12 protein-coding genes are annotated in these 12,913 nt (G+C 59.8%); 7 read left to right on the top strand and 5 right to left on the bottom strand.

Annotation, left to right across the window (positions count from 1 at the left end):
• Nucleotides 1–97: 97 nt before the first annotated feature.
• A complete protein-coding gene (locus F8N62_RS12730) occupies nucleotides 98–547 on the top strand; it encodes a c-type cytochrome (RefSeq protein WP_150711246.1) in 450 nt (149 codons plus the stop codon).
• Nucleotides 548–647: 100 nt separating this feature from the next.
• Here the strand turns inward: F8N62_RS12730 and F8N62_RS12725 are convergent, their stop codons facing one another.
• The 4 genes from F8N62_RS12725 to F8N62_RS12710 form a co-directional block, all read right to left on the bottom strand.
• Nucleotides 648–1,043 (bottom strand): DUF1090 domain-containing protein, encoded by a 396-nt coding sequence (locus F8N62_RS12725; RefSeq protein ID WP_150711245.1) that lies wholly within the window; start codon nucleotides 1,041–1,043, stop codon nucleotides 648–650.
• Nucleotides 1,044–1,142: 99 nt separating this feature from the next.
• Nucleotides 1,143–2,816 carry an NAD-dependent DNA ligase LigB gene (ligB, locus tag F8N62_RS12720; protein ID WP_150711244.1) on the bottom strand — a complete coding sequence of 558 codons (1,674 nt, stop codon included), beginning with the start codon at nucleotides 2,814–2,816 and terminating at the stop codon, nucleotides 1,143–1,145.
• Nucleotides 2,817–3,070: 254 nt separating this feature from the next.
• The gene (gene metK, locus F8N62_RS12715; RefSeq protein ID WP_150711243.1) at nucleotides 3,071–4,261 is read right to left on the bottom strand and encodes a methionine adenosyltransferase; all 1,191 of its coding nucleotides are present in this window, start codon (nucleotides 4,259–4,261) and stop codon (nucleotides 3,071–3,073) included.
• An 18-nt stretch (nucleotides 4,262–4,279) separates the two neighbouring features.
• On the bottom strand, nucleotides 4,280–5,275 hold the full coding sequence (locus F8N62_RS12710; protein WP_150711242.1) for an ArsR/SmtB family transcription factor: 996 nt from the start codon (nucleotides 5,273–5,275) through the stop codon (nucleotides 4,280–4,282).
• A 272-nt stretch (nucleotides 5,276–5,547) separates the two neighbouring features.
• Between F8N62_RS12710 and tkt the strand changes: the two genes are divergently transcribed.
• The 6 genes from tkt (at nucleotide 5,548) to fba (ending at nucleotide 11,943) form a co-directional block, all read left to right on the top strand.
• The gene (tkt, locus tag F8N62_RS12705; RefSeq protein ID WP_150711241.1) at nucleotides 5,548–7,545 is read left to right on the top strand and encodes a transketolase; all 1,998 of its coding nucleotides are present in this window, start codon (nucleotides 5,548–5,550) and stop codon (nucleotides 7,543–7,545) included.
• Between the two features lie 171 nt (nucleotides 7,546–7,716).
• Nucleotides 7,717–8,769, top strand: a complete 1,053-nt coding sequence (gene epd / locus F8N62_RS12700) for an erythrose-4-phosphate dehydrogenase (RefSeq protein WP_150711240.1) — start codon at nucleotides 7,717–7,719, stop codon at nucleotides 8,767–8,769.
• A 12-nt stretch (nucleotides 8,770–8,781) separates the two neighbouring features.
• Nucleotides 8,782–9,945, top strand: coding sequence for a phosphoglycerate kinase (locus tag F8N62_RS12695; protein WP_150711239.1), 1,164 nt, complete (start codon nucleotides 8,782–8,784; stop codon nucleotides 9,943–9,945).
• A gap of 34 nt (nucleotides 9,946–9,979) precedes the next feature.
• Nucleotides 9,980–10,201, top strand: a complete 222-nt coding sequence (locus tag F8N62_RS12690; protein WP_150711238.1) for a hypothetical protein — start codon at nucleotides 9,980–9,982, stop codon at nucleotides 10,199–10,201.
• A gap of 56 nt (nucleotides 10,202–10,257) precedes the next feature.
• Nucleotides 10,258–10,590: an MliC family protein gene (locus tag F8N62_RS12685; protein ID WP_150711237.1), complete on the top strand. Its 333-nt coding sequence runs from the start codon at nucleotides 10,258–10,260 to the stop codon at nucleotides 10,588–10,590.
• Nucleotides 10,591–10,878: 288 nt separating this feature from the next.
• The gene (fba, locus tag F8N62_RS12680; protein WP_046045276.1) at nucleotides 10,879–11,943 is read left to right on the top strand and encodes a class II fructose-bisphosphate aldolase; all 1,065 of its coding nucleotides are present in this window, start codon (nucleotides 10,879–10,881) and stop codon (nucleotides 11,941–11,943) included.
• A 152-nt stretch (nucleotides 11,944–12,095) separates the two neighbouring features.
• Here the strand turns inward: fba and F8N62_RS12675 are convergent, their stop codons facing one another.
• Nucleotides 12,096–12,764: a polysaccharide lyase family 7 protein gene (locus F8N62_RS12675; RefSeq protein ID WP_150711236.1), complete on the bottom strand. Its 669-nt coding sequence runs from the start codon at nucleotides 12,762–12,764 to the stop codon at nucleotides 12,096–12,098.
• Between the last annotated feature and the right edge of the window lie 149 nt (nucleotides 12,765–12,913).

Below are 12,913 nucleotides of genomic sequence, written 5' to 3'. Positions count from 1 at the left end.
TCCATGCGCTCAAACAACCCGTATTAATAATAGGGCTATTGGTGTTTGCCAATGACGCGAGGATACTGGCCGCCGTTTCCCGTGACCTGAAGCCTCTATGACTCTTAAAAGACTTTCCGTTGTATTGCTGGCCTGCCTGACCTTGTCCGCGTGTGGCGGTGTCGACCCGAATTCGCCACTGGGTCAACGCAAGGCGATCTTCAAGCAAATGCTCAAGACCGGCGAAGACCTGGGCGGCATGTTGCGCGGCCGTATCCCGTTTGACGGTCCGACATTCGCCGATGGCGCGGTAAAACTCGATGCGTTGTCCCGTGAGCCGTGGAAACACTTCCCGCAGGTGCGCGAGGAAGATCACACCAGCGCCAAGGACGATGTCTGGCAGAAGCAGGCACGCTTTCAGGAACTGGCCCGCACCCTGGAAACCGCCACCGGTGAGCTGGTGATTGCGAGCAAGGTTCAGCCTTACAAGGTGAGTAACCTGGGGCCTGCGGTGCAGAAAGTCGAAGATGCTTGCAGTGCGTGCCATAAAGAATTTCGCGATCATTGAATTCTTTAAAAGATCGCAGCCTGCGGCAGCTCCTACATGTCATGCGTACACACTGTAGGAGCTGCCGCAGGCTGCGATCTTTTGATTGGACACTCAACGCTTATTTATCCAGCTCATCCAGTGCGTCCTGCAATTCCTTGCGGGATTCGGCCAGTTTGTCTTTGCGCTTGTTGATCCTCTCGGGGTCGCCTTTTTTCATGGCTTTGTCGAGGTCGGCCTGGCGTTCGCTGACTTCATGCTTGGCATCAAGCACCTTGTTTTCCCGCTCCTTCTTCAGTGAGGCGTCGGTGCAATGCGCGGTGACTTCGCTCAGGGCTGTCTCGAGACCGGCCTGCTGTTCGGCGTTGCCGTGGGACTTGGCCAGTTCGATCTGAGTGATGATGCCTTGCTTTTTGGCGGCGCAACCGGTCAGGCCCGGAGCCTCTTCGGCGGCCATCAGCGGAGCGGCCATCACGCCGCAAAGGGTCAACAGGGCGAGCGGTGAAAGTAATTTCATAAAGGCTCCATGTACAAAGTGCAATCGGGTCGATAAGGCGATGGGCGTTTGAGCCTATCGTCATCTTTGGGTTCCCAGGTGGGCGGGCACCTGCGGTCGCTAAAAACCGTTGATCCCCGCCGCACGCAATGTCTGGCTCAGCACCAGAACCTGCGGATCGCGGAAAAATGCGCTCAATTGCGCTGCGCGTCCCGGTCCGATGCCGGCTTCTGCCTGCCATTGTTCAGTGTTTTGTTGTGCCAGCGCCTGCCATGAATCGCCCAGTTGCGCCTGGCCAGTCGGCGGTAAACCCAGGGCTTTGAGCCAGCGAACAAAAGACCGTTGGCGGGCGCTGTTGAAGCTGTTTAAAAGACGAGCACTGCTGCGCTCGCCGAAGCCGTTAATGTTAGCAAGCTCTTGAGCATCGAGGGTCATCCAATCCAGCAGGCCATTCAGACGGCCTGTTTCCAAAAGTTTCTCCCACGTTCCGGGGCCGACATGCGCCAAGGCCAGCCCCTGCTTGCTGCTGAGCCAGGTCAGTCGGGCGAGAAACTGGCTCTCGCAGCCCGGGGTCGGTTGCCAACAACTCAAATGATCAAAGTCGGCTGCCAACGGCACGTCTAAATCCGGCCGCTCGGCAGCACGCAGGACGACCCCCTCGAGCCTGGGAATGGTCAAGCCTGCCAGACTGATGGAGACCTGATCACCGGGGCGAATGTCGAGCATCTCCCAACGTCCGAGGGAGCTGACGCTGACACGTTTGATTTGCCGGTCATCCAGCGTCACCGGTTTGAGTTCCAGCACCGGGGTAATCCGCCCGGTGCGACCCACCTTGAATTCGACTTTTCTCACCTCGGCCAGTGCTTGGGCAAAGGGGTATTTCCAGGCGACGGCCCAGTGCGGTGCTTTCGCCTGCCAGCGCTCGGCCGAGGGGCGCTGGCTCTGGCGCAGGACGACGCCGTCGCTGGCAAACGGCAGGGGCGAGCGATACCAGTGATTGCGCCAGTGTTCGGCATCGGCGAGTGACTGGATCGGCTGACTGTAGGGCACGGTGCTCGGCAAACCCAATTCATCCAGAGCCGCGATGCGCTCGGGCAAGCCGGGCGGACCTTGTGGCCAGTCCCAGACGAACAGCCCGATGCCGGCGGCCTGCTCAGGGTCGAGGTCCTTGCGGGCCATCAGCCCCGCCACGGTGGAGCGGGCATTGAGGCTGCCGGCAGTGGCTTGTACATGATCGGTGAGGCGCCAATAGAGTTCGCCTTGCAGCAGCATGTCTAGCGGTCGTGCCAGTTGTTGAGGGATGGCGGGAATCAGCTGCGCCGAAACCGTCCAGTCCTGCCCGGTCGCGCCATCACCGCGACTGATCGCCTGGCGCAGCACGCCCTTGCGGTAGATCAGGGTCACGGCCACGCCGTCCACTTTGGGTTGTATCCAGAGGTCTTGGCGAGTGTGCAGCCAACTGGCGACCGAGGCAGCGTCCCGCAGTTTGTCCAGACCTGTGTGGGCGATGGGGTGGGCGATTTTGCCGCCGGCCGTGCGCAGTGGCTCGGGCGCCAGGCCCAGGTCGAAGCACTCGCGCCATGTGGTCAGCTGTTGACGGGATTGATCGTAGAGTTCGTCGCTGACCAGTGCGCGTGCGCCGCGATGATAGTTTTCGTCCCAGATGTCGATTTGTTTTTGCAGTGCGGTGACTTCGCTCAAGGCTCGAGCGGGTGGCCAGTCGGGGCAGTCGGCAGCGTTTGAGTTCAGGCAAAATACGGACAGTAAAATAGCGGTGCACATTCGCAGCAGCATCGTGAGCGTCCTTGCTCGATCGGGATGTTCTGAAGGCTAGCCAATATTTTCTGGCGGGGAGGGTGGGTGTTTTGCCTGGTGTTTCTGATGGTGCCTTGGCTGGCCCCATCGCGAGCAAGCTCGCTCCCACATTGAAATGCATTCCCCTGTGGGAGCGAGCTTGCTCGCGATGGGGGCCACCCGGTAAAAAGCGAACGCCAATAAAAAGCCCCGCACGGCGAACCGTGCAGGGCTTTGGGTACCGCCGAAAAGTCTTACAGGCCGGCAGCCAGACGCAGATCGTCAGCGCGATCGGTTTTTTCCCAAGTGAACGTGGTGAAGGTGTCTTCGCCCACGGTCTTGGTCGTCGGGGTGCGACCGAAGTGGCCGTACGCGGCAGTCTCCTGGTACATCGGGTGCAGCAGGTCGAGCATGGTGGTGATGGCGTATGGACGCAGGTCGAACACTTCACGCACCAGTTTGACGATTTTGTCGTCGCTGATTTTGCCGGTACCGAAGGTGTTCAACGAGATCGAAGTTGGCTGAGCCACGCCGATCGCGTAGGAAACCTGGATCTCGCAACGCTCGGCCAGGCCGGCCGCAACGATGTTCTTCGCTACGTAACGACCCGCGTAGGCAGCCGAACGGTCAACCTTCGAAGGATCCTTGCCGGAGAACGCGCCACCGCCGTGACGGGCCATGCCGCCGTAGCTGTCGACGATGATTTTGCGACCGGTCAGACCGCAGTCTCCCACCGGGCCGCCAATGATGAACTGGCCGGTCGGGTTGATGTGGAACTGGGTGTCTTTGCTCAGCAGTTCGGCAGGCAATACGTGCTTGACGATCAGCTCCATCACGCCTTCGCGCAGGTCTTTATAGGACACTTCAGGGTTGTGCTGGGTCGACAGAACAACAGCGTCGATACCGACGACCTTGCCGCCTTCGTAACGGCAAGTCACTTGCGACTTGGCGTCCGGGCGCAGCCAAGGCAGCAGGCCGGATTTACGGGCTTCGGCCTGACGTTGTACAAGCTGGTGCGAGAAGGTGATCGGTGCTGGCATCAGCACGTCGGTTTCATTGCTGGCGTAGCCGAACATCAGGCCCTGGTCGCCGGCGCCCTGATCTTCAGGCTTGGCACGGTCGACACCCTGGTTGATGTCAGGGGACTGCTTGCCGATGATGTTCATCACGCCGCACGTCGCGCCGTCGAAACCGACGTCGGAGCTGTTGTAGCCGATGCCCAGGATGACGTCACGAACGATCTGTTCCAGATCGACCCAGGCCGACGTGGTGACTTCACCTGCAATGATTGCCACGCCGGTTTTCACCAAAGTCTCGCACGCCACGCGGGCGAACTTGTCTTCAGCAATGATGGCGTCCAGCACCGCATCGGAAATCTGGTCGGCGATTTTGTCCGGATGCCCTTCGGACACGGACTCGGAGGTGAAGAGGGAGTATTCGCTCATCTCGATTTTTTCCTGAATTTACCGATGGTGAGTGTCGCCAGCCGGTCGCTGAAAATGGCGGACCTGAATCTGGAAACCATTACGTAAGCCTACATAGAGGCTTTCCCCGGGAACGAGTCCCGCAGCGGTGGCCCAACGGGCCAAATCGTCCTGTTCAAACCCCAACCAGAGATCACCGCAGGCCTCCCTGGCCCAACTCTGGTTGTGGCTACATAACTCTGTCACGAGCAGGCTACCGCCCGGTTGCAGCAAATCGGCCATGTGCTTGAGCGCATCGGCCGGCGCGGCGAAATGGTGCAGCACCATATTCAGTACCACGCAGTCAGCCTTGAGGCTCACACCATTCAATGCATCGGCCAGTTGCAGGCTGACGTTAGCCAGCGATTCACGTTCGCAGACCTGGCGCGCCAGTTCGAGCATCGCCTGGCTGTTGTCCAGCGCCGTGACGTGGGTGAAGCGCCGCGCCAGTTCCGGCAGAAAAGCGCCGTCGCCCGGGCCCACTTCAATGGCTGTTGCGCTGTCGCCAAAGCTCAGTTTGTCGAGCAAGGCCACCACGCTTTCGCGGTACTGCGGCAGGCCGGCAATCAGGTCTTGCTGGGCGCGAAACTTCTCCGCAACCCGTGAGAAAAAGTCCTGGCTGGCCGCCGCCCGTTGCCCATGGACCTGACCGATCCGCGATTGCACATCGGCAGGCAGGGTCAGGTTGTCCACTTCTTCGAGCAGTGCGGCGTGCAGCTTGCCGCCCAGCAGGTCGGTGTGGGGCAGGGCGCGACGATAGAAAATCGCATTGCCTTCACGGCGTGTCGCCACCAGGTCGGCCTGGGCCAGCACTTTGAGGTGGTGACTCATGCCGGACTGGCCGATGCCGAAAATCTGCGCCAGTTCCAGAACGCCAAACGAATCGTTGGCCAGCGCGCGCAGTACATTCAGTCGCAGAGGATCGCCGCCGGCCTTGCACAGGGCCGCCAGCTCGTCGCAATCGTCATGTTGAATGGAAGGCACGCGTAAATTCATAGGGCCAGCAGTCTAGTGACGCTCCGAAAGCACCGCAAGAGCAATATCAAAAAGTTTTGATATTGCTCGATAGATGGCACTTCTCGGGGAATGGGTCACTCTACAAATCGTCAGCGGAAAGGTTTCACCAGGCGAATGCGAATCTATCCACCGGAAAAACGCCTTCAGATGACTATCTGTCATTGCCCCGGGCGGGTCGGTGAGGGAAAATGCTCGCCTTTTTTCCGATTCGTTTTATTCACTCTTTATTCAAAACCCTCAGGAGAACAGCGATGCCCAGCCGTCGTGAGCGTGCCAACGCCATTCGTGCCCTCAGCATGGATGCCGTGCAAAAAGCCAACAGCGGCCATCCCGGTGCCCCGATGGGTATGGCGGATATCGCCGAAGTACTGTGGCGTGACTACCTGAAGCACAACCCGAGTAACCCGTCGTTCGCCGACCGTGACCGCTTCGTGCTGTCCAACGGCCACGGCTCGATGCTGATCTACTCGCTGCTGCACCTGACCGGCTACGACCTGTCGATCGATGACCTGAAAAACTTCCGTCAGCTGCACAGCCGCACCCCGGGTCACCCGGAATTCGGCTATACCCCGGGCGTTGAAACCACCACCGGTCCACTGGGCCAAGGCCTGGCCAACGCCGTGGGTTTCGCCCTGGCCGAAAAAGTTCTGGCAGCGCAGTTCAACCGTCCTGGTCACAATATTGTCGATCACCACACCTACGTGTTCCTCGGTGATGGCTGCATGATGGAAGGCATCTCCCACGAAGTCGGCTCCCTGGCCGGTACTTTGGGTCTGGGCAAGCTGATCGCTTTCTACGATGACAACGGCATCTCCATCGACGGTGAAGTCGAAGGCTGGTTCACCGACGACACCCCGAAGCGTTTCGAAGCCTACAACTGGCAAGTGATCCGTAATGTTGACGGCCACGATCCGGAAGAGATCAAGACCGCCATCGAGACCGCACGCAAAAGCACGCAGCCAACGCTGATCTGCTGCAAGACCACCATCGGTTTCGGTTCGCCGAACAAGCAGGGTAAAGAAGACTGCCACGGCGCCCCGCTGGGTGACGCGGAAATCGCGCTGACCCGCGCTGCGTTGAAATGGAACCACGGTCCGTTCGAAATTCCGGTTGATATCTATGCCGAGTGGGACGCCAAGGAAGCCGGCCGCGCGGTTGAAGCCGAGTGGGATCAGCGTTTCGCTGCTTACTCCGCGGCATTCCCGACCGAAGCCAACGAACTGGTCCGTCGCCTGAGCGGCGAACTGCCAGCGGACTTCGCTGAAAAAGCCTCTGCTTATATCGCTGAAGTCGCGGCCAAGGGCGAAACCATCGCCAGCCGTAAAGCCAGCCAGAACGCCCTGAATGCCTTCGGCCCGTTGTTGCCGGAATTCCTCGGCGGCTCGGCTGACCTGGCCGGTTCCAACCTGACCCTGTGGAAAGGTTGCAAGGGCGTCACCGCCGAAGACGCCAGCGGCAACTACATGTACTACGGCGTTCGCGAATTCGGCATGAGCGCAATCATGAACGGCGTCGCTCTGCACGGCGGCCTGGTGCCTTACGGCGCGACCTTCCTGATGTTCATGGAGTACGCGCGCAATGCCGTGCGCATGGCTGCGCTGATGAAGAAGCGCGTGCTGTTCGTTTACACTCACGACTCCATCGGCCTGGGCGAAGACGGCCCGACTCACCAGCCGATCGAGCAACTGACCAGCCTGCGCAGCACGCCGAACCTCGACACCTGGCGTCCGGCCGATGCCGTTGAATCGGCCGTTTGCTGGAAACAGGCGATCGAACGCAAGGACGGCCCTTCGGCGCTGATCTTCTCGCGTCAGAATTTGCAGCATCAGGAGCGCAGTGCGCTGCAGATCGCTGACATCGCCCGTGGCGGTTACGTGCTGAAGGACTGCGCAGGCGAGCCTGAGCTGATCCTGATCTCGACCGGTTCGGAAGTGGGCCTGGCGGTTCAGGCTTACGACAAGCTGACCGAGCAAGGCCGCAAGGTGCGTGTGGTTTCGATGCCTTGCACCAGCGTGTTCGATGCCCAGGACGCCGGCTACAAGCAAGCGGTTCTGCCGTTGCAGGTCAGCGCCCGTATCGCCATCGAAGCCGCCCATGCGGACTACTGGTACAAATACGTGGGCCTGGAAGGCCGCGTCATCGGCATGACCACCTTCGGCGAGTCGGCGCCTGCGCCTGCCTTGTTCGAAGAGTTCGGCTTCACCCTGGAAAACATCCTGGGTCAGGCTGAAGAGCTGCTGGAAGACTAAGCACGGTGCGGTGGCTCTGGCCGCCGCGATCCCGTAGGAGCTGCCGAGAGAAACGAGGCTGCGATCTTTTGATCTTGATCCGAAAAAACAAGATCAAAAGATCGCAGCCTCGTTTCTCTCGGCAGCTCCTACGGGGATTTGTGTTGTTTACGAGAGCTTATCGAGAACCCCATGCCTCAACCGCGTCCTTACAAAGTTGCACTCAACGGCTATGGCCGGATTGGTCGTTGCGTCTTGCGTGCGTTGTTTGAGCGAGGCTCGGCGGCCGGGTTTGAAATTGTCGCTATCAACGATCTGGCGGACATGGCCAGCATCGAATACCTGACACGCTTCGACTCCACCCACGGGCGTTTTCCCGGTGAAGTGAAGATCGATGGCGATTGTCTGCATATTAATGGCGACTGCGTGAAGGTCCTGCGCAGTGCCACCCCCGAAGGCATCGATTGGGCGTCGCTGGGCGTCGATCTGGTGCTGGAATGCTCCGGCGCTTACCACACGCGTGAAGACGGCCAGCGTTTCCTCGACGCCGGCGCGCCGCGCGTGTTGTTTTCCCAGCCGATGGCCAGCGAGGCGGATGTCGACGCCACCATCGTCTACGGCGTGAACCAGGATTGCCTGACCGGCGACGAGCTGCTGGTGTCCAACGCGTCCTGCACCACCAACTGCGGCGTGCCGCTGTTGCGCCTGCTGGATCAGGCCATTGGTCTGGAATACGTGTCGATCACCACCATCCACTCGGCGATGAACGATCAGCCGGTGATCGACGCCTATCATCACGAAGACCTGCGCCGCACCCGTTCGGCGTTTCAGTCGGTGATTCCGGTGTCCACTGGTCTGGCGCGGGGCATCGAACGCCTGCTGCCGGAACTTGCCGGGCGAATTCAAGCCAAAGCCGTGCGGGTGCCGACCGTGAACGTGTCCTGCCTTGACATTACGATGCAGACCGTCAGTGACACCGACGCCACCGAGGTCAACCGGATATTGCGCGAGGCCGCCACCAGCGGCCCGCTCAAAGGCCTGCTGGCTTACACCGAGTTGCCTCACGCAAGCTGTGATTTCAACCATGACCCTCATTCGGCGATCGTCGATGCCAGTCAGACTCGAGTTTCCGGCCCACGGCTGGTGAACATCCTGGCCTGGTTCGACAACGAATGGGGGTTTGCCAACCGAATGCTGGATGTTGCGGAACACTATCTGCAAACAGCGACTTCAAAAAAACCGTAGGAAGTGCGACCCATGACCGTGTTGAAGATGACCGACCTCGATCTGCAAGGTAAGCGCGTACTGATTCGCGAAGACCTCAACGTCCCTGTCAAGGACGGTGTAGTCACCAGCGATGCGCGAATCCTGGCTTCGCTGCCGACCATCAAGCTGGCCCTGGAAAAAGGCGCGGCCGTGATGGTCTGCTCGCACCTTGGCCGCCCGACCGAAGGCGAGTTCTCGGCCGAGAACAGCCTCAAGCCTGTCGCTGATTACCTGAGCAAGGCCCTCGGTCGTGAAGTGCCGCTGGTGGCTGATTACCTGGGCGGCGTTGACGTGAAGGCGGGCGACATCGTCTTGTTCGAAAACGTGCGCTTCAACAAGGGTGAAAAAAAGAACGCTGACGAACTGGCCCAACAATACGCCGCCCTGTGCGACGTGTTCGTGATGGACGCCTTCGGCACCGCTCACCGCGCCGAGGGTTCGACCCACGGCGTGGCCAAGTTTGCCAAAGTCGCGGCGGCGGGCCCGTTGCTGGCGGCCGAACTCGACGCACTGGGCAAAGCCCTGGGCGCGCCGGCCCAGCCAATGGCGGCCATCGTGGCCGGCTCCAAGGTCTCGACCAAGCTCGACGTCCTGAACAGCCTGAGCCAGATCTGCAACCAGCTCATCGTCGGTGGCGGCATTGCCAACACCTTCCTTGCCGCAGCCGGTCACCCGGTCGGCAAATCCCTGTACGAGCCGGACCTGCTGGACACCGCTCGCGAAATCGCCGCCAAAGTCAGCGTGCCGCTGCCAGTGGACGTCGTGGTTGCCAAGGAATTCGCTGAAAGCGCCACCGCGACCGTCAAGCTGATCGCCGACGTAGCGGCAGACGACATGATCCTCGACATCGGCCCACAGACCGCGGCGAATTTCGCCGAGCTGCTGAAGTCCTCCAGGACCATTCTGTGGAACGGCCCGGTCGGCGTGTTCGAATTCGACCAGTTCGGTAACGGCACCAAAGTGTTGGCCCAGGCCATCGCAGAAAGCTCGGCGTTTTCCATCGCGGGCGGCGGCGACACCCTGGCGGCCATCGACAAATATGGCGTGGCGGATCAGATCTCCTACATTTCTACCGGTGGCGGCGCGTTCCTTGAGTTTGTCGAAGGCAAAGTACTGCCCGCCGTAGAAGTACTGGAAAGTCGGGCCAAGGCCTGAGGTCGCGGATTTGGCCAGGCAAGGGAGCGTTTACATGGTCAAGGTGCTAGCGCTGTTGATCGTTGCGGGTTCGCTGGCGGCGTGTGGGAGTAACCCCAAAGCCAAGCCGGAACCTGCACCGCAAGCGGTGGACAAAGGCTGCTACCAGGCTGACTGGCAAGCGGAAACCAACCCGGTGATCAACAAGCGTTCCGGGCCTGATGGCCTGGACAAATACGAAACACTCACACCCGCCAAGGAACATGGTTGCCCTTGACGGGTCTGACTCCTTACTCAGGACTGGCGGTGTGCGCCGTCAGTCGAGGAACACGGATGAAAGGTTTTATCGCCATTACGGCGCTGGCACTGCTGGCAGGTTGTTCGAATTTCAACCTGTTCAAGCCGGCCGAATCGACGGACAGCTGGACCACCTGGACGTGCGACAGCCAGGCCAAAGTGGTGTGGCGCTTCACCGACGACAGCCGCGAGGCCGTCGATGTGCGCCTCGGCGGGGCCGATCAGGTTTACCGCTTGAAGCACGAACCCGGCGCGTCGGGTTCGCTGTACAGCAACGACATGCTGGCGTTTCACCTGAAAGGTGAGGAAGGCCTGGTTTACTGGGTCGCCACCAATGATTTGATTGGCCGCGGGTGTAAAGCGCAGTAAGAGATCGCAGGACTTCTGTGGCGAGGGAGCTTGCTCCCGCTGGAGTGCGAAGCGCTCCCAAAGCCAGTCGACCTGGTGTTTGATAAAGACCGGGTCGAACGGTTTACGACTGCTTCGCAGCCGAACGCGAGCAAGCTCGCTCGCCACGGGTGCTTCGTCACATTCAGTATTTATGTTGTACCGAATTCGCAGCCCGGGATTAACCCCCGATCTGCAAAAACTTGAATAGCCGCCGCCGCTCCGGCAGGCTGGCACGATTAACGACCCAAACCGGGAGAGACACACACAATGGCACTTATCAGCATGCGCCAGATGCTGGACCACGCAGCCGAGTTCGGCTACGGCGTTCCAGCCTTCAACGTCAACAACCTTGAGCAGATGCGCGCCATCATGGAAGCCGCTGACAAGACTGACTCCCCGGTGATCGTCCAGGCTTCGGCCGGTGCTCGCAAATACGCCGGCGCGCCGTTCCTGCGTCACCTGATCCTCGCCGCCATCGAAGAATTCCCGCATATCCCGGTGTGCATGCACCAGGATCACGGCACCAGCCCTGACGTCTGCCAGCGCTCCATTCAACTGGGCTTCAGCTCGGTGATGATGGACGGTTCCCTGGGCGAAGACGGCAAGACCCCGACCGACTACGACTACAACATCCGTGTCACCCAACAAACCGTGGCCCTGGCTCACGCCTGCGGCGTTTCGGTAGAAGGCGAGCTGGGCTGCCTGGGTTCGCTGGAAACCGGCATGGCCGGTGAAGAAGACGGTATCGGCGCAGAAGGCGTGCTCGATCACAGCCAGATGCTGACTGACCCGGAAGAAGCCGCTGACTTCGTCAAACGCACTCAGGTCGACGCCCTGGCCATCGCCATCGGCACCAGCCACGGCGCGTACAAGTTCACCAAGCCGCCTACCGGCGACGTGCTGGCAATCGACCGCATCAAAGAAATCCACAAACGCATCCCGAATACCCACCTGGTGATGCACGGTTCCTCTTCGGTGCCACAAGACTGGCTGGCGATCATCAACCAGTACGGCGGCGACATCAAAGAAACCTACGGCGTGCCGGTTGAAGAAATCGTCGAAGGCATCAAGCACGGCGTGCGCAAGGTCAACATCGACACCGACCTGCGTTTGGCGTCCACTGGTGCGATGCGTCGCCTGATGGCCACCAACCCGAGCGAATTCGACCCACGTAAATTCTTTGGCGCCACCGTGACTGCCATGCGTGACGTTTGCATCGCGCGCTACGAAGCGTTTGGCACGGCTGGCAACGCTTCGAAGATCAAGCCGATCTCGCTGGAAGCGATGTATCAGCGTTATCTGAAAGGTGAGTTGAACGCCAAGGTCAACTAAGCCTTCAGCGTTTGAGCCCCACAAAAAACCCGCAGAAATGCGGGTTTTTTGTGGGTGCAGGATCAAGTTCAAAAGATCGCAGCCTTCGGCAGCTCCTACAGGACGTACATCTGACCAATGTAGGAGCTGCCGAAGGCTGCGATCTTTTGCCGTTACTTATCGTGATCAATATCCAGCTTGCTGAACGTCACTTTCCCGCCCTCGCTGGTGTACCCGGTGTTGTCCTGCACATACACCCCGGCCTTGAAGTACAACGGTTTGACCCGCCATTTCGCGCTGATGTCGGTGTCCCACTGATAACCTGCCGCACTGATGCCCAATGCGCCGCCGGGGCTTAGGTGAATGAGGTAGGAAAACTGCTGATCAAGCTTCACGCCCGTGGCGATGGTGATTACCCGGCCTTCGCCGTCGTCGGGGTGCATGCGCACCTTGGCTACGATGTTGCCGGCCTTGGGGCCGGTCTTGTATTGATACTCGACCTTTACCATGGGCTTCTGGCTTTCGTAGGCATGGATCTGGCCGATCACGATTTTACCCGAGCTCGGCACCTGATTCACCGTCAACGTGGCGCGCAGAGAGTTGTCGGCATCCGGGTAGTACCAGTTTCGCAGGGTGCCGTTGCTGTAGGTTTCCCGCAGTTCGGTGCGGGGATATTTCGCGTTTGCGGTACGGGTGCCGGTCACCGGTGACCAGAAAAACAGCGTGCCGGTGTTGGAATGGAAGTATTGATCCTTGAACCCTTTCGTCAATTTGGCTGTTTCAACGGTGTATGGCGGGTTGCCGACAGGAACACTGAGGTTCCAGGTTGCGAGATCGATCATAGAAAAAAGCTTCCACAGATTTTGCAGCACGGACGTACCAGATGCTCTAGCACGCGCCTTGGAGGGCGGTCTTTATAAGCGTAGAAGGGGCGTTTGTTAACGTCTGACTGACAGATGGATGACGTCAAAATCCTGTTAAAAGGCCATCT

Source organism: Pseudomonas fluorescens (genome assembly GCF_902497785.1).
GTDB lineage: Bacteria > Pseudomonadota > Gammaproteobacteria > Pseudomonadales > Pseudomonadaceae > Aquipseudomonas > Aquipseudomonas fluorescens_BO.
Note: the sequence above shows the minus strand (reverse complement) of the source record. Positions and strands in the feature narration are given on the sequence as shown.